This window comes from Paenibacillus sp. FSL R7-0179 (genome assembly GCF_038002265.1).
Classification (GTDB): Bacteria; Bacillota; Bacilli; order Paenibacillales; family Paenibacillaceae; genus Paenibacillus_AQ.
The window spans coordinates 458,184-482,068 of sequence record NZ_JBBOCC010000001.1 but is presented as its reverse complement, the minus strand read 5'-3'; the positions used below and the strand labels follow the sequence as shown (position 1 = coordinate 482,068).

At 53.6% G+C, this 23,885-nt stretch carries 14 protein-coding genes, 1 tRNA gene and 2 riboswitches; of the genes, 7 read left to right on the top strand and 8 right to left on the bottom strand.

The window, feature by feature from the left end:
* Window positions 1-130: 130 nt before the first annotated feature.
* The 4 genes from MKX63_RS02000 to serS all read right to left on the bottom strand — a co-directional run bounded on the left by MKX63_RS02000 (window position 131) and on the right by serS (window position 9,744).
* On the bottom strand, window positions 131-1,399 hold the full coding sequence (locus MKX63_RS02000) for an MFS transporter (protein ID WP_341014919.1): 1,269 nt from the start codon (window positions 1,397-1,399) through the stop codon (window positions 131-133).
* Window positions 1,400-1,404: 5 nt separating this feature from the next.
* Window positions 1,405-2,310: an ArsR/SmtB family transcription factor gene (locus MKX63_RS01995; RefSeq protein WP_341014917.1), complete on the bottom strand. Its 906-nt coding sequence runs from the start codon at window positions 2,308-2,310 to the stop codon at window positions 1,405-1,407.
* A gap of 255 nt (window positions 2,311-2,565) precedes the next feature.
* A complete protein-coding gene (locus tag MKX63_RS01990; protein WP_341014915.1) occupies window positions 2,566-7,695 on the bottom strand; it encodes an S-layer homology domain-containing protein in 5,130 nt (1,709 codons plus the stop codon).
* A gap of 768 nt (window positions 7,696-8,463) precedes the next feature.
* Window positions 8,464-9,744 carry a serine--tRNA ligase gene (gene serS, locus MKX63_RS01985; protein ID WP_341014914.1) on the bottom strand — a complete coding sequence of 427 codons (1,281 nt, stop codon included), beginning with the start codon at window positions 9,742-9,744 and terminating at the stop codon, window positions 8,464-8,466.
* Window positions 9,745-10,150: 406 nt separating this feature from the next.
* On the opposite strand from serS, the gene ssuE reads away from it, so the two are divergent.
* Window positions 10,151-10,720: an NADPH-dependent FMN reductase gene (gene ssuE, locus MKX63_RS01980; RefSeq protein ID WP_341014913.1), complete on the top strand. Its 570-nt coding sequence runs from the start codon at window positions 10,151-10,153 to the stop codon at window positions 10,718-10,720.
* An 89-nt stretch (window positions 10,721-10,809) separates the two neighbouring features.
* Here ssuE and nrdG read toward each other — a convergent pair whose 3' ends face one another.
* A complete protein-coding gene (gene nrdG / locus MKX63_RS01975; RefSeq protein WP_341014911.1) occupies window positions 10,810-11,337 on the bottom strand; it encodes an anaerobic ribonucleoside-triphosphate reductase activating protein in 528 nt (175 codons plus the stop codon).
* Window positions 11,334-13,319: an anaerobic ribonucleoside triphosphate reductase gene (locus MKX63_RS01970; RefSeq protein WP_341014909.1), complete on the bottom strand. Its 1,986-nt coding sequence runs from the start codon at window positions 13,317-13,319 to the stop codon at window positions 11,334-11,336. Before MKX63_RS01970 ends, nrdG begins: the two co-directional genes overlap by 4 nt.
* A gap of 308 nt (window positions 13,320-13,627) precedes the next feature.
* Window positions 13,628-13,858, bottom strand: a riboswitch (cobalamin riboswitch).
* A 341-nt stretch (window positions 13,859-14,199) separates the two neighbouring features.
* On the opposite strand from MKX63_RS01970, the gene MKX63_RS01965 reads away from it, so the two are divergent.
* The 3 genes from MKX63_RS01965 (at window position 14,200) to MKX63_RS01955 (ending at window position 15,496) form a co-directional block, all read left to right on the top strand.
* Window positions 14,200-14,508, top strand: coding sequence for an MTH1187 family thiamine-binding protein (locus tag MKX63_RS01965; protein ID WP_341014908.1), 309 nt, complete (start codon window positions 14,200-14,202; stop codon window positions 14,506-14,508).
* 48 nt (window positions 14,509-14,556) lie between these two features.
* The gene (locus MKX63_RS01960) at window positions 14,557-15,336 is read left to right on the top strand and encodes a sugar phosphate isomerase/epimerase family protein (protein WP_341014906.1); all 780 of its coding nucleotides are present in this window, start codon (window positions 14,557-14,559) and stop codon (window positions 15,334-15,336) included.
* Between the two features lie 88 nt (window positions 15,337-15,424).
* Window positions 15,425-15,496, top strand: a tRNA-Thr gene (locus MKX63_RS01955).
* A 188-nt stretch (window positions 15,497-15,684) separates the two neighbouring features.
* Here the strand turns inward: MKX63_RS01955 and MKX63_RS01950 are convergent.
* Window positions 15,685-16,398 carry a hypothetical protein gene (locus tag MKX63_RS01950; RefSeq protein WP_341014904.1) on the bottom strand — a complete coding sequence of 238 codons (714 nt, stop codon included), beginning with the start codon at window positions 16,396-16,398 and terminating at the stop codon, window positions 15,685-15,687.
* A 668-nt stretch (window positions 16,399-17,066) separates the two neighbouring features.
* On the opposite strand from MKX63_RS01950, the gene MKX63_RS01945 reads away from it, so the two are divergent.
* Window positions 17,067-17,489, top strand: a complete 423-nt coding sequence (locus tag MKX63_RS01945) for an ASCH domain-containing protein (RefSeq protein ID WP_341014903.1) — start codon at window positions 17,067-17,069, stop codon at window positions 17,487-17,489.
* A 376-nt stretch (window positions 17,490-17,865) separates the two neighbouring features.
* On the opposite strand, the gene MKX63_RS01940 is transcribed toward MKX63_RS01945, so the two are convergent.
* Entirely contained in the window at window positions 17,866-18,243 is a 378-nt protein-coding gene (locus tag MKX63_RS01940) for a hypothetical protein (RefSeq protein ID WP_341014901.1), read from the bottom strand.
* 748 nt (window positions 18,244-18,991) lie between these two features.
* A riboswitch (cyclic di-GMP riboswitch) is annotated at window positions 18,992-19,084 on the top strand.
* Between the two features lie 81 nt (window positions 19,085-19,165).
* On the opposite strand from MKX63_RS01940, the gene MKX63_RS01935 reads away from it, so the two are divergent.
* A complete protein-coding gene (locus MKX63_RS01935) occupies window positions 19,166-22,075 on the top strand; it encodes a choice-of-anchor A family protein (RefSeq protein WP_341014900.1) in 2,910 nt (969 codons plus the stop codon).
* A 698-nt stretch (window positions 22,076-22,773) separates the two neighbouring features.
* Window positions 22,774-23,739, top strand: coding sequence for an alpha/beta hydrolase (locus MKX63_RS01930; RefSeq protein ID WP_341018484.1), 966 nt, complete (start codon window positions 22,774-22,776; stop codon window positions 23,737-23,739).
* Window positions 23,740-23,885 lie beyond the last annotated feature (146 nt).

Genomic DNA, 23,885 nt, shown 5'->3' with positions numbered 1-23,885 from the left:
CATTACACGAACACCTGAGTTTCAAAAGCTTATCCACCCTTTTAAATCTGGCACTGTACTAGGACTCCATAGGAGTAACCTGCGCGGAGATCCAGCACAAAGTGTAACATTGCTAGCTCCTTGGGTTCATCTACACAGAGACATTACCCGTCAGCGCAGCCTCCTGGCGCTGGCGGTCCCGCTGCTCCAGCACAGACAGGTCGCCATCCAGCGCTTTCAGGCCGGGCAGGCGCAGGGCCACTCCGGCATACAGCGCCGGAAGCAGGCCTGCAGCAAGCAAAAGCACAGGAACTCCATACAGCTCGGCGACCGTACCCGCTGCCAGGGCGCCAATCGGCGACAGGCTCCCGCCAATCAGGAAGCGGACCGAATTCACCCGGCCCTGAAGCTGGCCGGGCACGAGCCGTCCGTGCAGGGACGAGCTTAAGGAGCTGAAGAAGGGCCCCATCAGTCCTGCGGCGAATACGGCGAACAAGGCGAAGGCATAGCTGGGGATGAAGCCCCACAGCATGGTGACGATGCCCGATAAGCCCAGGCTGCCAAGCATGACGGCACGCCGCTGTTTAATCTCACCCATGATGGAGATGGCCCCGAGTCCGGCGAGATAGCCAAACGCAGACACTGTAGATAGCGTGCCTACAGCCGCCGCATCGCGGTGCAGCACCTCGCGGACATAAGGGACCATCATCGTCCATATAGCTGTGGAGCTAAGGTTGCTGACGGCAGCCATCATCATGATCGTCAGCATGGCCGGGAAGCGCCGGTAGAACGAGAAGCCTTCGGCCACCTCCCGCAGATAGCCGGACACGGAGACGGCAGCAGGCGGACCGGCGGGCTTGCTCATCCGGGGCAGCCACAGCAGCATGGCGATTGCAGCCATATAACAGACGGCATTGACCCCGAGCGCCGGCAAAGCCCCGCTGGCCGCGGTCAGGATGCCGGCAAGCGCCGGTCCAAGCAGTGCGGCGGCCCCCTTGCAGCCGTCAATGATGGCGAAGGCGCGCATCAGCTTGCCGGTCCCGGCGATCCCGGGGATAATAGCCATAGCCGTCGGCAGGAACAGCGCGGAGCAGGCTCCGCTCAGGCTGGCGGCCGCGAACAACTGCCAGAGCTGGAGATGGCCGGCGAGTCCCATGCCGAGCGGAAGCAGGAGCGCCAGCAGCCGCAGCACGGCAAGACAGGCCATGAAGCGCACGCGGGGCAGCCGGTCGGACAGCGGCGAGCCGAGCAGGCGGAGCACCTGCTCAGGAATCATGGAGCTGAGCGCAAGCGCCCCCATCGCAACCTTGGAGCCGGTCAGGTCATAGACCAGCCACTCCATGGCCAGCAGCCCAAAGGCATCGCCGAAGGCGCTGAGTGAAACTGTGGATAACAATCCGTAATAGCTCCGTTTCTGCAACCCGCTCACCCCTTCAGGTAATCCTCAATTTGCCCGGGCAGATCATCCAGAGCCTCCAGCCGCAGGCTGTAGGAGACACTTTTGCCGCTGGTGTGAACGATGACCAGACCTGCAGCGCGCAGCGCGATCAGGTGGTAGTGAATCGTGCTTTTGGACAGCTTAACTGCTTTCACAATCTCTGTGAAATTCATCTGTCGTCCGGTAAGCTGCCGGAGAATGAACAGCCGGGTCTCATCTGATAACGCCCGGGTAAGCCGCAGGAGCGCGGCAGCAGGACGTCCTTCTCCGGGTGGTAGCGCATCGCAGGAGTAGCTGGTGAACACAAACTCATCATATTGAGAGGAGATGACCAGCGGACGGGCATGATACTGCGGAGTGATAATAACATGCTTCAGTGTCTCCGACGGATAGAGCCGCATCCCTTCGGTAGCTGCCTCGTAGACGGCCATATCATTCGTGCCGTTCAGCATCGCTGCGCGTGCTCCGGCCTCCTGCCTTAACCCTTCTATAATGGCCGGATCAATGCTGCTGAAGTAGCTGTCATTCCACACCCGGATCACTTCAGCCGCAGCATCCCGCAGCCCGGCAAGATTCGCAGGCACACTCTGCCCGAATCTCCCGGCAATGTCGTAGAGCTCTCCCGGTGACAATTCTTCGAACCAATGCAGGAATTCCTCCGGCGTACGCTCTCCGGGACAGCTCCAGATGTAGGGGGATAGACTGAAATCATCGGTGAGCTTCAACACCTCCTTCATACGCTGGAGCATGACAGGGGCGAACTGCGTCTGGACCTGGCGGACCCAGGGAGTACCGGCATCCATAGCCGTATGATTTTGCTTGCCGATAAAAGCGTTGAGGCTGGTAATACATTCATATATAGGCGCGAAGTCTACAGTTAATTTATATTCCATAAGGAATTCCTGCTTTCTGGTGTGGTAAAGGTGTTGGTTCTATATATATAGAACATTTATTAGTTTTATAATAAACGAACATTTCTTCTTTGGCAAATGATTCTTTTGACGGAGGATGTGGCTCAGGCGCTTTGCGGGGACTCCAAAACATAAAAATACTTATCTATCAAAAAAGGCGGTTCCCGCAGCGCATCATGCGCCTTGGGAACCGCCTTTACTGATTTAAACCTCGTATAACGCTGTGGCGTGCGTGTGTTAGTTAATGAATTGCAGCGACTTCAAGGTCTTCTCCAGCATCGTAGCTGCTTCCGCACGGGTAGCCAGCTTCGCCGGAGCGAACGCACCATCAGGGGTTCCCTGAATAATGCCTGCGGCGGCGATCTCTGCTACCGCTGCTCTGGACCAGGCCGGGATGCTTGAGGCATCGCGGAATTTAGCCAGTACAGCCGGATCGGACGTCAGGGTCTTGCCGGTGTATTTCATGGCTTTGGACAGGACGGCTGCCATCTCCTGCCGGGTAATCGGGCTGCCCGGCTTGAAGCTGCCGTCGGTATATCCGGTAATCAGACCTGCGGAAGCCGCGGTCTGTACAGCATCCGTGTACCATGCGCCTGCACGGACGTCACTGAAGGCCGTTGCTGTTGCTGCCGGGGCAAGGCCCAGGGAACGGGTAATCAACGCTGCGAACTCGGCCCGTGTTATGGACTGGGCAGGCGAGAAAGCGGTACTGCTGGTGCCGGTAATCACCAGCTTCGAGGCCAGCAGCTCAATAGCGGATTGTGCCCAGTGTCCGGTAGTGTCACCGAAGGTCTTGGATGACTTCACCACAGTATAATAGCTGTTGCTGTTGCGCTTGATCGTTACTTCCGTATGTCCGTCTGCCGGACTAGCGAAGACCGAAGGCACGAAGGATAGCTTACCTGTGGCCGGGTCAAAGGCGACACCGGTCGCGCCCTTGGCATCAAGTGCACCTGTAGCCGTGAGGGTCCGCTTCACATAAATGCTGCCGAAGCTGTTCAGCGGAACGCTTGTAGTGCCTGCCTGGGCAGTAACACTGAATTCAATGACTGGTGCAGCAACAGTGATCGTACCTGCCTGCGCGGCGATAGCTTTGTTCAGGCTGTCCAGTATAGCGGTATCTGCCTGAAGCAATGATACGGTAATTGTGAAATCACTGGTGCCAAGCCGGGCGGCCAGAGCCGTCCCGTTGATAAGACTCAGCGGCAGGGAATAAGAAGCACCGCCGGTAGAGATGAAGGTCAACACTGTGTCCGGTTGTGCCGCCGCCTGCTGCACCAGCACGCTGCCTGGCAGCACAGCCTGGGCGCCGCCTGCTGAAGCCGTGAGCGGAAGCTTCAGCTCATTCGTACCGGCGGGCAGGGCTGCAAGCTTAGCGGTGAGATCCGCTGCAGTAAATGTGGTAATCTGCGGCGCTGCTCCCGCGCTTGGAGCAGGGGTGGCCGATGGCGTTGCCGTAGGCGTCACTCCCCCGGAGCCTCCCGGATTAGATCCTCCCGGATTCGTGGTTGGTGCCGGTGTTGTAGTCGGACTTGGATTTGGAGCGGCTCCCTTCAGATCAGTGATCCGTCCTTCAAGCTTGGAGGTGACCGGTTTATGGTTCTTCAGATAAGCCAGCAGCACCTCAAAGTCAGGCAGGCCCAGCTCGTAATAACGTCCATCCGCCTTGGCTGAAGCCAGTGCACGGTAGAAGTCTCCGCCGCCAGCCATGAAGGAGTTCGTGGACAGAATATAATAGCCTGCCGGATCAACCGGCAGATAAGTCCCGTCCGCCTGCTTGATCTCAACGGAGATGATGCGCTCCCCGGTCTGGGTCACCTGACCGGTCAAAGAACTCACAATCTCCGGCTTTTTGGTCGAATCATACGTGTATTTCATCCCTGAGACATGAGCGAACCGTCCCTGGTCGGACTCCAGGCCGCTGACTGCGTTCTCCAGGGAAGAGATGATCTCTGCGCCAGTGACCTTCAGGGCAACCAGGCTGTTATTGAATGGGAGTGTGGTCAACACCTCGCCCATCGTAATATCGCCCTTGTCAATCGCTGCGCGAATGCCTCCGCCGTTCTGGATGGCGACGACGCCTTTGATCGTACTCTGGTCCTCCTTGGACACGAAGTTAGGCATTAGCTCGGTTACTTTCTCCGCAACACTGTCAGCAATCATGTTGCCGATTGGGGTCTCTTCCTTACGCACCACACGGACGGATTTCCCGTCAATGTCACGGTTGGTGTAGAGATCAACGTCCGAGCGGCCTACAACCTGGCTACGGACTGTTTCCAATTCAGCATCGTATGGGGCAAGAATTTTTTTGGCAGCAGCATCTTCACCGAACAGATTCACATCCAGCAATTTGCCTTGATAAGCCTTAACCTCGCCTTGGTCATTAAAGGTCACATCCAGCTCACCGAGGAACTGGCTGTATTCGCCGGTCTGCACAATCAGGACCTTCTTGTCCGTACCTGCAATTACCACAGGAGTTGGCGGGTTATCGATCTTCGTATGGGAATGTCCGCCGACAATAATGTCGATCCCCGGAACGGCCTTGGCCAGCTCCTGATCCACTGTGTACCCCAGATGTGTGACGGCGATAATCTTGTTGATGCCCTGGTCTTCAAGCGCCTTGACGGTACGCTTCGCGCTGTCTACATGATCCTTGAAAATAATCTTGTCGCCGGGAGACGCCAGGCCAACGGTATCCTCAGTTGTCAAGCCGAAGATTCCGACCTTCTCTCCATAGACGTCCTTGATGACAGAAGGGTAAATATGGCCGTCTTTGGCCGTACTCTTGGTCTCATCTGTCTCAAGAATACCGGTCATCTCATGATAGAGATCGGCAAGCTCGCTGCCCTTCGTAGTGAAATCAATATTGGAGCTGGCGAACGGGAACTTGGCCGCCGTCACGAAATTCCGCAGGATTTCCGGATTCTCCTTATTCATGTCAAACTCATGATTGCCGAAGGTCATCGCATCATAGCCGATATTGTTCATGAATTTGATGTCTGCCTGACCCTTGAACTGGTTGAAATACAGGGTTCCGGAGAAGACGTCACCCGCATCCAGCAGCACCGTATTGCCTGTCCGTTCACTGCTGATGGCGGAGGTACGCTTGGTGATATTCTCCAGATGGCTATGGGTATCGTTCGTATGCAGGACGCGCAGATTGAAATCTGTAGTACCGAAGTCAATCTGTGCGAGCAGCGGGTCATGGTCGCTGATCCGGATGCCGTCGGCATCAGATACAGTGCCCTTCGGATAATCTCCCGGATCTGCAAAATCGGCATTAATATGCACGATATCAAGCTTGCTGGCAGAAGCCAGCCGGTTATTGACGAGGATATGATCCAGCGTCTGGGAGTTGCCCTGGAAGTTGTAGGAATACCGTTCATTCAGCGGCAGGGTATTTACAAGATTCGTAAGTGCACTGCCCTTGAGGATATTGAGCGTATCTGAGAACTGGAAGTCATTCAGATCGCCCAGCACGACAAGATTGGCCTTAGGGTTCTTCTGAAGCACATCCTCAGCGAAGCTGCCTACCACCTTGGCAATCTTGGCCCGCTGAATTTCAGTCGAGAAGACCGGAGGCTGAACGGAACCGAACAGATAGCTGTCGCTGCTCTTGGAGTTGAAGTGATTAGCAATGACGATAATTTCTTTACCCCCGAAAAGGAACTCGGCAGCCAGCGGCTTGCGCGACTCTTTGAAGGCTTCATTCTCCGGATCAATGCGGCCCGGATTCAGGCTGAGGCCAGAGCCTGCGGCATAGCTCACAGCGTCTGTAGCTGTTCCGGGTGTGCCCGGTTTCAGAGTGACGCGGTTCATATTGTACAGGAAGCCTGAGCGGATATTGCCGTCTGGAACGCCGCCATCCTGGTTGTTCTGCGGGGCGATATCCGTGTAACCATAGTTAGATGCACCGCCGTCAATGGCTGTAATGGCAGCGATCAGGGCTTTGTAGCTTTCGCTGGCATCTGTTCCGCCTTTGCCGGTTCCATCGTTATCCTGCACTTCTGTCAGGCCGATAATGTCCGGTGTTTTGAGATTGACGACGATGTCCTTAGCCACGTTGGTGATTTTGGCTGGATCATTGTGCTGGGAGAAGTTCTCTATATTAAAAGAAGCAATATTGAGCTTGTCCGCTTCTCCCGAAGAGAGGGAGGTTACTTCCCGCTTCAGCTTGCTTGGGGAGACATCCGGCAGGCCGTCTGTTTCCGTAGAAATCAGGAATTTGCCGTAGTCATAGGTCAGAATACCGGTGACATTGCCCAAGAACTGTTGGCCTGTAGTGAGTACCGGAGCGGTCTTCACCGAGAGAATCAGGCGCTGCGGGTTAAAGTCGGCACCCGTCAATACCAGTCCGCCGGCAGGGGAAGTCACTTCAGTCGTGTTGCCCGTACCGTTGACGGTCACCACCGGGATTTCAAAAGTACTGCTGGAAGCATAGTAGACTGCCGGGCCCACGGTGGTCGGCTTGGCAAGCTCCAGCCGCATCCCTTCCAGGCTCTCATAGAAGTCGATGGCATCGGTGGCTGGCTCGAACTTGGCCGGATTCAGGCCATCATCGTCGATTACAGCCGTTGGGATGAGGCGTCCGCCGGTGCCCAGCAGGGTGGGGGCCGGAAGCGGATTACCGCTGCTGACAACCGTGGTTTGGCTGGCGGTAATCTGTGTGGCAGATAATTGTCCGGTGCGGCCAAATTCCTTGACAACTCCGTCTACCGTGACTGCATCGCCTGGTTTAACGGCACTGCTTTTTCCCTTCTGATAGATTTGAATGGCTTCCGAGGTCTTGATATCGTTATCCATATCAGCGGCCGCAGACTGGATATAGAAGCTGTCTGCATCCTTAATGTAGGTAACGATTCCCTTAACGTTAGTGACCATAGCATCCACATAAGGGGAGATATGTCCTGCGCCTTGAATCTGGTTAATCTTCAGACCTGCGAGTGCAGGGGCTACGCTGTATTCAAAAGTGGATGTTGGACCTTTCTCTGAATCGGGTAATAAGGAATAAGCTGTAATCTTAAGAGAGGTAATACCGGAATGAACGCTGATTGGGGCAGTATACAATTGGTCTGCAACTTCTGCGGTAGTGCTGTTGTCAGCATAGACGCTGTAGTACACGCTTGCCGTTACAGAGGTGTTTAAAGTAATCTTTGACCCTGTAGCGATCTTAGTGCGTGCGGCAGGGGATGCCGTAACCGCTGGAGCTTGGATGGCGGCAGTGACCGCAGCAGTGTCGGCTGCTATGATCGGCTCTGCCGAGGCCGTCCCTGAGCCTGTGGACAATCCCGGGAAGATCCCGGTTAATAGCAATGCTACCGCCAGGAACAGACTGAGCGGCTTCCTGCATTGTGAAGAAAGTTTCATGTGAGTATACCTCCCCATAAAATATCATTCGTACTCTATTATAATAGAGATAATATGAATCTAGCGCAATTTTTCGTCAATATTTGTTAAAGTTGCATAAAATCTTAACTGGAAACAATGAATAATATAAAATTTTAATAGATTTTAGGCGAAGGTAGTTATGTTTTCTGAAAATCATGTAAACTACATGTTATTTATATGCTGATAAACGGCGTCTCCCTCTTGGGCGAGGGAAGCGCCGTTTATTGTTGTTTTGTTGTTAAGGAAACTATAGTCATCTTTCCGCTTCCCCTCAACTCTTCTACATGCACCTTATCCACCACAAACGTAAATGTGTGGGCGGAATGTATGCGAAAAACAGTATACAATTGGGTTGTGTGGGGACGAGCGGAATGGATGTATACGGAAAACAGTATACAATGGGCCTGTACGGGGCTGTGCGGGCTGGATGTATGCTGAAAACAGTATACAATGGGCCTGTACGGGTCCGAGCGGGCTGGATGTATGTGGAAAACAGTATACAATGGGCTTGTATGGGGCCGAGCGGGCTGGATGTATGTGGAAAACAGTATACGATGGGCTTGTATGGGGCCGAGCGGGTGAATGTAGGCGAAAAACCGATTACAATGTGTTGGCAGGAGGGTGCGTATGACGGGTGTAGCTCAAAAAAGGGAAAAATCAGGAGCAGTATTACTCCTGATTTGGCTGAATACCCTAGGGCAGGGTACCCCCGAATGCCCCCAGAAGGGGGCGATGGGTAAGGGGAAGTCACTTGAGTTCAATCCGCTCCGCCCCGCCCATATAAGGCCGCAGCGCCTGCGGAATATAGATCGAACCGTCCTCCTGCTGGTGGTTCTCCAGCAGCGGAATCAGAATGCGGGGCGTGGCCACCGCTGTGTTGTTCAAGGTATGGCAGTATTGCAGCCGCCCGTCTTCATCACGGTAGCGGATGCCCGAGCGGCGGGCCTGGAAGTCGAGCAGATTGGAGGCCGAGTGGGTCTCCCCGTAAGCTTCCCTGCCCGGCATCCAGGTCTCGATGTCGTACTGCTTGTGGGTCTTCATCGCCATGTCTCCACTACAGACGGCGACCACCCGGTAAGGCAGCTCCAGCAGCTGGAGAATATGCTCGGCATTGCCGAGAATCTCCTGGAGCATCTGCTCCGATTCTGCCGGATCATTCTTGCACATGACCACCTGCTCGATCTTCGAGAACTGGTGTACCCGGTACAGCCCGCGCACATCGCGGCCTGCCGAACCCACCTCGCGGCGGAAGCAGGCCGACATTCCGGCCAGCCGCAGCGGCTGGTCCAGCTCCAGAATCTCATCGCTGTACAGCGAGACCAGCGACACCTCCGAGGTCCCGGCCAGCCAGCGCTTCTCGCCAGTCAGCTCGTAGGTCTGATCCCGCCCGCCGGGGAAGAACCCGGTCCGCTCCAGCGCCTCCGGGCGGACGATCACGGGCACGTCCATCGCGGTGAAGCCGCGCTGGATCAGCACATCCAGCGCCAGCCGCTGCACGGCGAGGTGCAGCAGCAGTCCGGTCCCCTTCAGCACATAGCTGCGGGGCCCGCCTGCCTTGACGCCGCGCGGAATGTCAATCATGTCGTGCAGCTCTCCGAGCTCGACATGGTCCCGCGCGCGGAACCCGAACACCGGCGGCGCGCCATGCCGCCGCAGCTCCACATTCGCGCTCTCATCCGGTCCGATCGGCGTATCCGCCGACACGGGATTCGGCGCGAGCAGCAGCAGCTCCCCGCAGCGGCGTTCTGCCTCCAGCAGCTCCGCCTCCAGCAGAGTCAGCTGGCCGTTGATCACCCGCACCTGCTCCTTGGCCAGCTCGCCACCCGAAACGTCGCCCCCGCGCAGCAGGCGCTCCACGTCCTTCGTCAGCGCGTTGCGCTCCGCCCGGCGTTGCTCGGTCTCCCGGCGGGCCACCCGCCGCCGGTCATCCCATTCCAGAAGTTCCTCCAGGGGGAACTTCAATCTTTTCCACTCGGCCGTCTTCCGTACAATGTCCTCATTCTCCCTGATCCAATTCATATCCAGCATCTGCATCCGCTCCTTAAGTGTGGGTAAAAAAACGCAAAAAACGCCCTCATCCATGGGACGAGGAGCGTCAGCTCGCGGTGCCACCCAGGTTGACCTCATTCACATCATGCAACTAAAATGTGCGGAATAAGGCCCTCTTTGGTCTTCGCGGTAACGGGCGAAACCCGGTAAACTTAGGGAACAGGAAGCTGCTCCGGTCGCAGACGCCTCGCGGTTGGATGCCGGTCGTTGGCCTGGTCGGGATATAGGTTTGCCGTTTATTATAACCAGAGCGGTAGCAGTTTGCAAGCAAATTGAGGTTTGACAATATTCCGTGTAGTCTGCTAGGATTATTACTAATTTAAAGTATTGATGCCCGGGAAAGTAACCCGGTTTATCCTATTATACGGACAAAAGAGGTGCGGAAATGGCCAAAATAGTCGTAATTAACGGAACACCCTCCCTGGTCTCACGGATCAATGCCGTGATTGAGTATGCAGAGAGTGCCCTGCGGGAGCGCGGGTATGAAGTGGAGCGGATCAATGTGGCAGAGCTTCCGGCGGAGGATCTGATTCACACGAAGTTCGAGAGCGAAGCGATCGTCAAGGCGAATGGTCTGGTGGCGGAGGCCGACGCGGTAATTGTAGTTAGTCCGGTGTATAAGGCCTCCTATACCGGAGTGCTGAAGACCTTCCTGGATCTGGTGCCGCAAAAAGGGCTGGCCGGTAAAATCGTCCTGCCGCTCTTCATGGGCGGAAGTCTCGCGCATCTGCTGGCGATAGACTATGCGCTGAAGCCGGTACTGTCCGTGCTTGGCGCCCGCTACATTCTTGGCGGCGTCTACGCCGTAGACTCCCAGGCGGTGCGTAACGACCAGGGCGTCGTTGAGCTGGCGGAAGAGCTGAAGCTGCGCCTGGACAGCGTGCTGGAAGAGCTGGCGGAAGAGACAGAGCATAAGGTGGGGCGCAAGGCAGGGCAATCAAGAGACGCAGAATAGCGGATGCTGGCGGTTCAATCTGTCCCGTTTCACAAAAAGGCACTAAACCACCCGCTTTCGGGCGTTTAGTGCCTTTTTACATTTAAATTTCATACCCCTTGAAAGCTCAGCTCCGGCTCCCACAGAACAACCGAATCTCCCGCCAGACTCGCCGGAATATCGATAATGCGCTGGTTGCTGCTTCCCCGGTAGGAGAGGGTAAGGTCTTTGAGCTCTTCGACGAACCGTCCGTCGATCACGACCTGGCACAAGGCCAGCAGCTTCCATTCCGCAGAGCCCGGCGAAGCCGTAAGCTCCTCGTACGTATAGCCGGTATAGATCCAGACCGGGAAGCCCGGCAGCTCGGTGCGCAGCTCGTGAATGAAGTCTGCGGCCTCCTCAGCCGAGAAAAAAGGGTCCCCGCCCGCCAGCGTCAAGCCGTCCAGCAGCGGATTGCCTGCAATCTCCTCTATGATCTCGCGCCGCCGCTCCGGGGTGAAGACTTCCCCGAAGCTAAAGTTCCAGGTCTTCGGGTTGAAGCAGCCCGGGCAGCGGTGGCGGCAGCCGCTGATGAAGAGGACGGCCCGCAGGCCCTCGCCTTCATTAATCGACTCCGGGTAATATCCGCAGATGTTCATAGATGCTTAACACGGTCCCGGACTTCGGCTTGCTTGGCAGCATTGAAGCGGGTCTGATAGTCGCCGGTCAGATACCCGGTAACCCGGCGCAGACGGCGGATATGGGTGGTATCCTCATGGGCATTGCAGGTCGGGCAATTCGTGCCGATGACCCCTTCATAGCCGCAGCCGGAGCAGCGGTCAATCGGATGGTTAATGCTGAAGTAGCTGATATCCTGCTCCAGCGCGTATTTGATGATTTTGACGAAGGCTGACGGGTTGCTCCGGGCATTGCCGTTCAGCTCGACATAGGAGATCGCTCCGGCGTTGCAATATTCATGGAACGGAGCTTCCAGGCTGATCTTCTTGGCTGCGCTCAGTTCATGGTAGACCGGAATGTGGAACGAATTCGTATAGTATTCACGGTCGGTTACCCCAGGGATAGAGCCGAGCACCTTGCGGTCAATCTTCGTGAACTTGCCGGAGAGACCTTCAGCTGGTGTTGCGAACAAGGTGATGTTGAGATCAAGCTCCTCGCTCTTGCGGTCACAATATTCACGCATATGGCGGACGATGGCTACAGCCTTGGCATGGATCTCCATATCTTCGCCGTGGTGCTTGCCGTACATGGCTTTCATGCATTCTGCCATTCCAATGAAGCCCAGCGACAGACTGCCGTGCTTCAACAGTTCGCCTACACTGTCATCGGGGGCAAGCTGCTCGCCGCCCTCCCAGACGCCTTCCCGCATCATGAAATCGGAGGCTTTGGCCTTCTGGGAAGCCTGGATGCGGAAGCGGTGCAGCAGACCGTCGAGCGCAATATCCATATAGTGATTGAGGTCGTCGAAGAACCCTTCTTCATCAGCAGCGAGGCGGCGGCCGGTTATCGTGCCGTGGGCCAGTCCAAGACGCACCAGGTTGAGTGTGTTGAAGGACAGGTTGCCTTTGCCGGAGCAGTGATTGCGTCCGAAGCGGTCTCCAAGCACACGGGTGCGGCAGCCCATCGTAGCGAACTCGGTATCCGGGTCAGCCGGATCATAATATTGCATGTTCAGCGGAGCGTCCAGGTTGGCGAAGTTCGGATACAATCTGCGCGCCGAGCACTCCGCTGCCTTCAGGAACAGCTCGTAGTTAGGATCACCCGGCTGCTGGTTGATGCCTTGCTTGCATTTGAAGATCTGAATCGGGAACACCGGCGTCTCCCCGCTGCCCAGTCCATTCATCGTGGCCGTCAGCAGCGAGCTGATCACAAGCTGCCCCTCCGGGGAGGTGCAGGTGCCGTAGTTGATGCTGGTAAAAGGAATCTGGCCGCCGGAGCGGCTGGACATCGTATTCAGGTTATGTACCATACTCTCTGCGGCTTGCAGGGTCTCGCTCTGCGTCTCCTTAAGGGCAAAACGGAAGGCGCGCGGATACTGCTCGGCCAGATCGCTGCGGCTCATCGTAATCTCCCCAAGCCCAGACACCTCTGCATTCTCCTCGAAATACTCCAGACCTTTGCGGAAGAGCTTGGAGAAGGATTTGGTGACATAAGGGGCCAGATCATAGTCCAGCTTGTTGGCGGATACGCCGCCGTATTGCGCATTCTGCTGCGACTGGAAAATAATCGCCACCAGCGACATCGCCGTCATAATCGAGTTGGGAGGCCGTACGCTGCCGTTGCCGGTATTGAAGCCTTCACGGAGAAGCCGTTCAAACGGAATAAAGATGCAGTTCGTGGTTCCAATGGCGTATTGATCAAGGTCATGTACATAGACGACATTATCCAGGGTAGCCTGTACCAGCTGTGGCGGCATGGTGAAGTTGCGGGCATACCATTTGGAGTACTCACTGCCGAACTTGCTCATTTTGCCGGAGAAGCTCTCCCCGTTCAGGTTGGCGTTCTCGCGCAGCAGATCCAGATCCCGGCTGTCGATAATATCCCGTCCCAGATGAATGACCTCTTCCAATAGAACCTCTTGTGCAGCTTGTCCTTCGTTATAACGTTTCTCCAGCAGCGTCATTATATAACTCTCTCCTCTCGGGTATTGTAAGCGTTAAAAAAGCACCCCCGGCCGGGAAGGCCGGAAATGCCCGAATGCAGGATGCAAAGCTCCGGAAAGCGGAAATTTGCCTGTGGTCTGGGTAGAACATACGAGCAGAAACGGGGCAATAGCTTACGCCAGTTCTTGTATATTCCGCAGAGCCGATACCTGAAGATAATCCGCGATCGTCCTCAGGTATCGGCAGCCTCTGGCCCGATTGACGGAAGGCTAACTCTGCAATAGCAGGCCGCATACGGGCACCTCCCCTGTTCCTCGCAGGAGTCTAAGCGGTGCCGCCGAAACAGGCAGGTCTCCTGGCTTCCGGCAACTCCTCCAGCGCCTTCCCGGGGGGCTTATTCCGCCCCTTAGTGGCAATTAGCCGGAGAATGCGGCCCTGGGTATCGCACCCTGGGAGCATCCGGTTACAGTGGCGGGACCGCAGCGGTTTTGCACCGCGCTTCCCTATTAAGTCTCACCTCTATTACTAGGGGTGAAACACCTGTTTCTACTATATTTTGTTGTTATCTATTAAAGCTACCGCAATATATTGTGTTTGTAAATGTTTTTTTGCAATCCCGCACGGGGAGCGGGTTCGGCGCTTTTACTCACAGCTGATCCACAGTTAGTCCACAGGTAATCCACAACTTTCCTCTAAATCTGCCTTGAATTTTTCATAAAATCTCCGAAAATACGCCACAAAGAATCCATAAATAGAGTGCGTCTAATCCTGGTAATCATTTTGACGGATATTAATAGAAAAGAGAGGGTGCAGGTGATTTGTGGCGAGCCTGGCGAAGCGTTACAATAAGGGAATAAGTAAGCGGCAGGCACACCAGATACTTTAGGGAGGGAAATAGCAATGGCAATTGGCGAAGTGACCGTTATTCCGATTGGGACAGGCAGCACCAGCCTTAGCAGCTATGTGGCCGAGATGCAGCGCGTGCTGGAGACGGTGGAGGGCATTACGTATGAGCTAACTTCTATGGGTACGATTATTGAGGGACCGGTGGGGCGGATTCTGGCTGCGGTAGAAGCGCTGCATGAGTCGCCGTTCACCGCCGGGGCGCAGAGAGTCTCCACCTCGCTCAAGATCGACGATCGGCGCGACAAGACCTCCACCAGCCGCAGCAAGCTGGAATCCGTAGAGCGCAAGCTTCAGGGGAAATAGAGTGAATATAGTATCCAACCAGAAATGATGATAAGGAGCGGATTCTTCATGGCAGAAGCAGCGCGGCAGATCGGAATTCAAATGTATACACTGCGTGACCAGACGGAGCGGGATTTCCTTGGCACACTGGGCAAGGTAGCAGAGATGGGATACCAGGTGGTGGAATTCGCCGGATATTTCGGCGTAGCTGCCGGGGTACTTCGTCGCAGGCTGGATGAACTGGGTCTTGCAGCGCCTTCGGCGCATGTGGGTCTGGACTTCAGCAGCCTGGAACAGATGGAGCGGGCATTGGCCAGGGAGATCGAGTACGCGGCGGAGCTGGGAATTCAATATATTATCACCCCGTCAGCGCCGCTTCCGCCCAGCCCTTCCATCGACGATGTAACGAGGTTAATTCCATTCTTTGAGAAGGCTTCCGCGATGGTCCGGGCAGCGGGAATGCAGTATGGCTACCACAATCATGATTATGAATTCGCTGAGGTTGACGGCAAGGCGGTCATTGATATCTGGCTGGAGCAGATTCCTGCGGAGCATATGCTGGCAGAGTTCGATCTGGGCTGGGTATACAGGGGCGGAGCCAACCCGGCTGATTATGTGTCACGGTATGCCGGACGTGTTCCGCTGGTCCATATTAAGGATTTTGGAGCCAACCAGGAGGAGACCGATCTTGGAAAGGGAGAGGTCGATTTTCAGAGCGTCTTCGAGATAGCGGAGCAGAGCGGAATTCTCTACTATATTGTGGAGCAAGAGGCCTACGAGGAATCCTCTCTTGCAAGCGCTAAGCTCGCGCTGGATTATTTCCGCAGGCTGGGGCTCATGCACGGCTGATGACACAGCTGCCAGCGGAAAAAGGGGTTGCGTTTTCCGCTGGAAGAGTTATAATATTTTTTGTTTGGCAGGCTAACAAAGCCTGTAGGCTGGTGTAGCTCAGGGGTAGAGCAACGCACTCGTAATGCGTAGGCCGGGGGTTCAATTCCCTTCACCAGCATATTTGTGAAGTTGATAGTGGCGCGGGTTCCTGGAGTTTTGGGAACCCGCTATTTTTCGTTGAATTGCTGATAGGGATTTCCTAGTAGTAACCTTGGTGCAGTCCAAGGTTTAGGCCTGGTACAAAAAAATTTACAGTATACATAAAATAAACCTGCCAGACAAAGGTCCGGCAGGTTTTGCTGTTATTTATTGACCAAAAGTGATGTTATAAGCTGCGTTTCTTACTGTGTATCTGTTATATCCGTCTGCACCTAAAGTGAATGAAAAGGCTCCAAGTGAAATCCCAAAAGCAGAACTTTTATGTGTAGAAAATACTACAGTTCCTGTTGTTGTGATTTTATTAGTAGGGAAGGTGTTAGTGTTTCCAGTTGGTTGCGATTGTTGATGTGGAGCCTCTAATGTGAAGTCTGCATTACCAGGCATTGGGGACCAGTATGTATCAGATACAGAATTGATTTGACCAAAAGATCCACTCTGCCAGCAGTTATATACTGTGTATAAGTCAGCTCCTGCAAAGTGTTGGCCGTTAACTCCTGGATCCGTGAATGTTCTGTAAGCAGTTCTGGTAGTATAGGTACCACTTGCCATGATAGACACTCCAGCCGGTTTCATGTGAGCTTCGATTTTTTCACCGATAGTCTCTACAATACGACCGGAATTCATGTCAACCACTTTAACAATAACTTCGCTAGGCGATTCAGATCTTTGGAAACTGTAAAGTGAAGGATCATAAGGGGTAGAAATTGTAGTAAGTTCATCAAGTTGTAGTGGGAATTCTTGTTGGACGGATTGAGCTACTCCTGTGGGAGCTGTTGCTGTATCAGCAGAGGCAACAGCTGTAGATGTGAGCAGTAAAGCAGCGGCTAAAGAAGTGGAAAGAATTTTCTTTAATTCTAACATATTAAGTATACCTCCATAAAATGAATTTTATTACAAAGAAAATATTACCATTGGAAAATTATTCTTTAAGTGAGAAAAGTTATGGTATAAAATTAAATATAAAAACATAATAAGATATTAAAACTGTTTGAGGAGGAAAAGATTTGAATTCAAATGATTTAGTTCAACCAATTAATAATGTAGCGAATCAAGTTAGCAATCTAAATTCGACAATGGTATACACCAGCAACGAAACCGCAAAAAGTATAGATAAACTAAATTCATCATTAGCAATGACTAATATTCTTCTTGTTGTACTCGTTCTTTTTGTTATAATTCGTTCTATTGTAAAATGGAGACGTAAGTCATAATAACCATTTGATTTACGAAAATTTATAATTTCCTGGACACACAGTTGGGGTCCGGGCTTCTTTCCTTAAATGGATAATGAAAACATCTCAAGAAAAGGCCCAAGGGATTCCCTTGGGCCTTTTCTTGATCTTCAAACAGTTCAATATCAATTCTTCTAACCTGGACATGATTATATTTGACACCTAGCTTATATGTGGTATCCTCATTGAATAATTTTCATTTTTAATACCCCGTACTCTTGACCTAATTTGTTACCTATATTTTATCTGTCTTCCTTCTTAACTATTATTCTATCACCAGAGGAGGCAAGCTACATTATGAAATGCCTGACCATTCGCCAGCCGTGGGCCACGTTAATTGCGCTGGGAGAAAAACAAATCGAAACCCGGACCTGGCGGACTGCCTACCGGGGAGAGTTAGCCATTCATGCCGGGATGCAGGTGAATAAGGCGATCTGCCGGACGGAGCCGTATCAGTCGTTGCTGGCCCGTCATGGCTACACTGCGGACAATCTGCCAACCGGCAGGATCATTGCGGTCAGCCGCATTGCGGATTGCTGTGAGGTGACGCCGGAGCTGGCGCAGCAAGGCTGGCCGGACGGCAATGAATATATATTCGGCAATTATGCCGAAGGAAGGTATGCCTGGAAGCTGGAGGAGGTTGTTCCGCTGGTACATCCCATCCCTGCCAAGGGACGTCTGGGGTTCTGGGAATATCCTGTGCTGGAAGAGGAAATGTGAATTTTCTGACGGCATTGTTGAAGATATAATGCTCCGGATTGGCTGTCAGCTGGTATAATTGGGATATTCGGCGGGGAATCTTCCTATATAAGTATATAAGGATAGTTGTGCTCTGAGGCGGTCTACCGCTGGAGAGGGGCAGGAATGCCGGGAAGGAGCGTATGCATAATAGATGGGAAGCCTTCTAATTGCATGGCTTTGTATGCTTTGTTTGTTTCTTGCGTTCAGGGATCAGGTAAGCCGTAGAATCCTGTACCCGGTAGCTGTGGTGGTTATATGCGGCACGCTCGGGTATTGGACGTTGTTAATGTAACCGCATCCGGGTGATCATTTAATGCAGAAGTCTGCCGCTTGCGGCAGGCTTCTTTTGTTAACCTTACTTCGAACCGCCGCCCTGCTCCGTCTTCTCCATACCCAGATATCTCCGCATATGCAGAGTGGCCTGGGCGGCAATCACATCATCCAGCAGCAGCATCCGCTCGTGATAACCTCTGCAGACGAATCTGGCTTCAACGCCCGCCTCCAGCCGCTGCTGTTCATAGACCTTCAGACCACGGGCGCGCATCCCGGCACGAATCTCCCGCAGATCGGCAGAAGCGGCATGGACGGCCCTCTGGATCACCTCCAGATAAGGCGCGGGCGTGCGCAGCTCTGAGGATATAGCAGAAGCATCGCGCTCAAAGGCGGATAGTATAAGCGGCAGCAAAATATAGGATTTGACCAGCAGGTTATCCTGACTCTCTGCTCTATGCATCTCTCTCAACCCCTCGAAGAGAACGTATATTCGCATTGTAACTCATTTTTCAAAAAATAATCAATGGGTTTAATAAATTACTCAAATAATGTGATTTTTTTCGCAATAAAATAAAACGAATTATTATATATTAAAATTGAAATAATAAAGATTGAAAAATAAATCAGCTCAAAGGAGAATGGCAATGAGTCATGAAGGAAGTCTCCGCCGTGGTTTGGTATTCGGGATTATTCTAAGTGTTCCGCTCTGGGTATCGATGATTGGCTGGGTTCAGCTGTTCGGGTCTGCCTAGGCGACATTTTTATTCAAAATATATGAATTCTATTAGCAGGTGTCGTCCTTATGGGCGGCACTTTTTTTCAGTTGAGATGCCTATAAATAGGTAAAATTGCTTTGAACAGGAGCAGATGATGAGTGGAGCTGGGCTGAGGGTGATGAAATAGGACAAATGCATCAAATTTTAATAATATAAATTGATACAATTGTAGGGAGAAGAGATAAACGGCTACAGCCGATTCTCTGATTTCTCGACTTTTTTCGTCAGCAGATAAACAAGAGACTCGCCCGTTAAGCCTTATGGTACAAGGGTTCAATAAGAAATCATTGCGAAAATAATTTCAAAAAATATACTGGGAATGGATTGACAATAGGGTGGGGGAGCGGATAAACTAAAATTAGTACAAAAGTAACAAATGTCATAGACTCAACCATGAATTTACATAAGCGAATCTCAATTTCATACCGAAATCATGTACAAACGCAAACCGTATCGAAAGAACGGGACGCAAAGTCAGGAATCTACTGTCTCTAAAGTTGAGGCTAGGGTCGTCCGGCCGCCGTGAAGCTAACCCTTCGTGGCGGTCTTTTTGTTGTTATAGTCGCGTGACAGATTCATAGAATAGTAACTAGGAGGTGTGGACTATTGAAAAAAAGAGTACGTAAAACAGCCGCCATCATTATGGCGGGCCTATTGACTTTATCCAGTGCCTTTACATGGGGGACGGATGTTAGAGCAGCTTCAGGGGTGCCGTATACGCCAACACCGGTTTTAGGAGTTGCAGGGAATTTTAATGCTTTTATTTTCGGGGATTTTGTGCAAGGCAATGATCAGATTGAAGGCCGCCTGGCAGCGGCAGGGAACATTACCCTCACCGGAGGTTACGGAGTAGCCAGAGCATACAGGGATGCTGCTCCGACGGATGTACTTGTGGCCGGTAAGGATTTTGTACATTCGGGCAGCGGAGAGATCTATGGAAATGTGGTATTTGGGAATAGCTTTACAGCCAATGAGCCTAGTGTCAGCATTAAAGGCGGGAAGAAAAATGCCAGCCCGATTGATTTTGCAGCCGAGCAGCAGATGCTGATCTCCCGATCCACAGAGTATGGAGCCTTAGCCGGCACGAATGAGATTGGCGATAATCATTATGGGCAGCTTACAATCAATGCACCGGATGCCTTCAATGTCGTTCATCTGGATGCCGCTACTCTGGCAAAAACGAATTACATCCAATTCAATATTGCCCCGAACGCAACGTTGATTATTAATATTAGCGGGTCTACAGTCAATGTGCCAAGTTTTGCAATGAATAATGGCAGGGCCAGTCAAGTATTGTTCAACTTTTACGAGGCTTCTGAGGTGAATATCGAGTATACGTCCTTCTACGGGACGATTCTCGCACCCAGAGCGGATATTCATTATAAGGGAGCAGAGCTGTACGGGACCCTGATTGCAAAATCTTTTAGCGGTGGTGTTGAGATGCACCTTGGAATGTACGAGGGAGAGGGGCCGCCGCCGAGTCCGACGCCGACCGTAACGCCGACACCCACAGTGACACCAACACCAACGCCAACGCCAACACCGACAGTGACACCAACACCAACGCCAACACCGACAGTGACACCAACACCGACTCCAACTGTGAAGCCTACACCGACTATAAAACCTTCACCTACACCTGTGTGCACCCCAACTCCAACGCCAACACCGACAGTGAAGCCAACGCCAACACCAACTGTGAAGCCAACACCAACCGTGAAGCCAACGCCAACACCGACAGTGAAGCCAACGCCAACACCAACCGTGAAGCCAACGCCAACACCGACAGTGAAGCCAACGCCAACACCAACCGTGAAGCCAACGCCAACGCCGACTGTGAAGCCGACCCCGACGCCGACTGTAAAGCCGACGCCAACGCCAACTGTAAAGCCGACGCCAACGCCGACTGTGAAGCCGACCCCGACGCCAACTGTGAAGCCGACGCCAACGCCGACTGTGAAGCCGACACCGACGCCAACTGTAAAGCCGACGCCAACGCCAACCGTGAAGCCAACACCAACGCCGACAGTGAAGCCGACACCAACGCCGACAGTGAAGCCGACACCAACGCCGACAGTGAAGCCAACGCCAACACCGACGCCGACAGCAGAGCCGACACCAACGCCGACAGCGGTACCAACACCGACACCAACGGCAGTGCCGACACCAACGCCGACAGCAGTACCGACACCAACGCCAACGGCAGTGCCGACACCGACGCCGACAGCAGTGCCAACACCGACACCAACGGCAGTACCGACACCAACACCAACGGCAGTACCGACACCGGCACCAACGGCAGAGCCAACACCAACGCCAACGGCAGTACCAACACCAACACCAACGGCAGTGCCGACACCAACGCCGACAGCAGTGTCAACACCGACACCAACGGCAGTACCGACACCGACACCAACGGCAGAGCCAACACCAACGCCAACGGCAGTACCGACACCGACACCAACGGCAGAGCCAACACCAACACCAACGGCAGAGCCGACACCAACGCCAACGGCAGGACCGACACCAACACCAACGGCAGAGCCAACACCGACGCCAACGGCAGAGCCAACACCAACGCCAACGGCAGAGCCAACACCGACGCCAACGGCAGAGCCAACACCAACGCCAACGGCAGTACCAACACCGACGCCAACGGCAGTACCGACAGCAACACCAACACCGACAGCAACGCCAACAGCAACACCAACAGCAACACCGACAGCAACACCGACAGCAACGCCAACAGCAACACCGACAGCAACGCCAACAGCAACACCGACACCTACAGCAACGCCAACAGCAACACCGACAGCAACGCCAACAGCAACACCGACACCTACAGCAACGCCAACAGCAACACCGACAGCAACGCCAACACCGACAGCAACGCCAACAGCAACACCGACAGCAACACCGACACCGACAGCAACGCCAACAGCAACGCCAACAGCAACACCGACAGCAACACCGACAGCAACACCGACACCGACAGCAACGCCAACAGCAACGCCAACAGCAACACCGACAGCAACACCAACAGCAACACCAACAGCAACACCGACAGCAACACCGACACCGACAGCAACACCGACAGCAGATCCAACACCAGTAACAACGCCAGCGCCAACATCGCCGCCGTTCAGTTTCCCTCCAGTGCCTACGCCGACTCCGATTATCGGATTTATCGTGAGCAATGATGTGGCTGTGAATGATGATCCGCTACCGCTGGGACCTGTGGTTGCTCCAACAGCAACAACAGTACCGGCACCAACGCCGACACCTGCTGTTGCGGTTGCGCCAATAGCAGCAACACCGGCGCCAACGCCGTCAGCGGAACCGGCACCCGATGTAGTCCTTATTGATGATGAAGTTCCTCTAGGCGGTGTGCCTGTGGATGGAGCCTTGCCGAAGACGGGCGAATCCAGTCCTGCCCCTTATTACTTTGCCGGTTTGGCACTCGCGGGTCTGGGCTTGATTCTTAGAAGAACCACCAGAAACAGCAAGCGTAAGTGAGTCGCCGGAACTGAGATGTATATAAACAAACGATGACCCGGTAATATGACAAGGGCTGCTTTCGGAGAAGACGTTCTCCTGGAGGCAGCTCTTTTTTCGTTGTTTAGGAGATTATGATTTACGTCCGATGAGGATAAATTGTGCATAAAGTTGGGGTAGATGTCTTGGAGCATCGGCAGGATGACTATATTCTGGATCAGTAATAGGAATGACTTCGCTAATTTCACCGAACACATGGACAGGCGTGTGGGCCTGATATGGTCGAAAAACCGATTACATTCGGTGCGACAGAGGCGTGTGGGCCTGATATGGTCGAAAAACCGATTACATTCAGTGAGGCAGAGGCGTGTGGAACCGAATGTGGTCGAAAAACCGATTACATTCGGTGAGGCAGAGGCGTGTGCGCCGAATGTGGTCGAAAAACCGATTACATTCGGTGCGACAGAGGCGTGTGGAACCGAATATGGTCGAAAACCCGATTACAATGGCGATACCGCAAGCCTTTTGTTCCTTTTGATACTTAAACAGCGGAGTGTGCTCCTAAGCGTCGCCGTATTTCATACTCCATCACAAAAAAACAGGGCGCCCCAGCTGTATTTTCAGTTGGCCTAACTCCCGTGCTATACTAGGCTCAAATTACACTAAGCAGTTCCCTGGCTAGGGAAGGGTTGCTTACTGAAGGAGGAACGTTGATGTGGATGATAACCCTGCTTGTGGTGCTGATCGTGGCGGCCGCAGGGGTGGGATATGCCGGCTTCTATTTTTATGGAGTAGCCATTAAGCGGGCCCCTAAGGAATTCCTGGCTAAGACCCCGGACCTTAAGATAGATCCGCCGCCGGTGGCTGGAGCCTCGTGGGGAGAAGGGGCGGAGTGGGTGTCCCGGCAGACCTTCCGTGAAGTGGAGCTGGTGTCTGAGGATGGGCTCAAGCTGCAAGGCTATTATCTGGCGTCAGAGCGTGCTGCCGGACGGACGGTCATTGTTGCCCACGGGTATTCCGGGAAGGCCAAGGATATGGGGGCGACGGCTAAAAACTATTATGAGAACCTGGGGTACAATGTGCTGCTGCCTGATGCCAGAGGACACGGGCGGAGCGAGGGGGATTATATCGGCTTTGGCTGGCCGGAGCGCCGGGATTATCTGAAATGGATCGGATTTGTCCTGCAGGAGAACGGTCCGGATGCACAAATCGTGCTGCATGGCGTATCTATGGGCGGAGCCACGGTGCTGATGACGTCCGGCGAGGAGCTTCCCCCGCAGGTTAAGGCGATTGTCGCAGATTGCGGCTATACCTCGGTTAAGGCGCAGCTGTCCTATCAGCTGAAGCGGATGTACCATCTGCCCAGCTTTCCGTTTGTGCCGGTTGCCAGTCTGGTGACCCGGATGAAGGCAGGTTATTCCTTTGGAGAGGCGTCTGCGCTGAAGCAGGTTCGCAAGGCCAGGGTGCCGATTCTGTTCATCCACGGGGATGCGGATAAGTTCGTGCCTTATGCGATGATGAATGAGCTGTATGAGGCCTGCCGGAGTCCGAGGGAGCAACTGGTGGTGCATGGAGCGGGGCATGGCCTATCCTATGATACGGATAAAAGCACATATATCCGCACAGTAGGCGAATTCGTAGAACGCTATGTACACAGCCCGGCTGCCGCTGAATCTGTAAAATAAAAGCCTCTAGAACGTAGACGCGCCCGATATCCGCAAACAGCGGTTATCGGGCGCTAATTATGTTCCACACATGGGGCCTTTCCCTGAAGAACAGGGAAGCAGCAAACCATGCCTTATCGGTATATAAATCCCCCGCCGTTTGTGAG

Excerpts from the sequence above, each read along its gene's own strand:
- MKX63_RS01995 (WP_341014917.1), bottom strand. The coding sequence starts at position 2,310 with ATGGAATATAAATTAACTGTAGACTTCGCGCCTATATATGAATGTATT.
- MKX63_RS01990 (WP_341014915.1), bottom strand. The coding sequence starts at position 7,695 with ATGAAACTTTCTTCACAATGCAGGAAGCCGCTCAGTCTGTTCCTGGCG.
- serS (WP_341014914.1), bottom strand. The coding sequence starts at position 9,744 with ATGCTGGATATGAATTGGATCAGGGAGAATGAGGACATTGTACGGAAG.
- ssuE (WP_341014913.1), top strand. The coding sequence starts at position 10,151 with ATGGCCAAAATAGTCGTAATTAACGGAACACCCTCCCTGGTCTCACGG.
- nrdG (WP_341014911.1), bottom strand. The coding sequence starts at position 11,337 with ATGAACATCTGCGGATATTACCCGGAGTCGATTAATGAAGGCGAGGGC.
- MKX63_RS01970 (WP_341014909.1), bottom strand. The coding sequence starts at position 13,319 with ATGACGCTGCTGGAGAAACGTTATAACGAAGGACAAGCTGCACAAGAG.
- MKX63_RS01965 (WP_341014908.1), top strand. The coding sequence starts at position 14,200 with ATGGCAATTGGCGAAGTGACCGTTATTCCGATTGGGACAGGCAGCACC.
- MKX63_RS01960 (WP_341014906.1), top strand. The coding sequence starts at position 14,557 with ATGGCAGAAGCAGCGCGGCAGATCGGAATTCAAATGTATACACTGCGT.
- MKX63_RS01950 (WP_341014904.1), bottom strand. The coding sequence starts at position 16,398 with ATGTTAGAATTAAAGAAAATTCTTTCCACTTCTTTAGCCGCTGCTTTA.
- MKX63_RS01945 (WP_341014903.1), top strand. The coding sequence starts at position 17,067 with ATGAAATGCCTGACCATTCGCCAGCCGTGGGCCACGTTAATTGCGCTG.
- MKX63_RS01940 (WP_341014901.1), bottom strand. The coding sequence starts at position 18,243 with ATGCATAGAGCAGAGAGTCAGGATAACCTGCTGGTCAAATCCTATATT.
- MKX63_RS01930 (WP_341018484.1), top strand. The coding sequence starts at position 22,774 with ATGATAACCCTGCTTGTGGTGCTGATCGTGGCGGCCGCAGGGGTGGGA.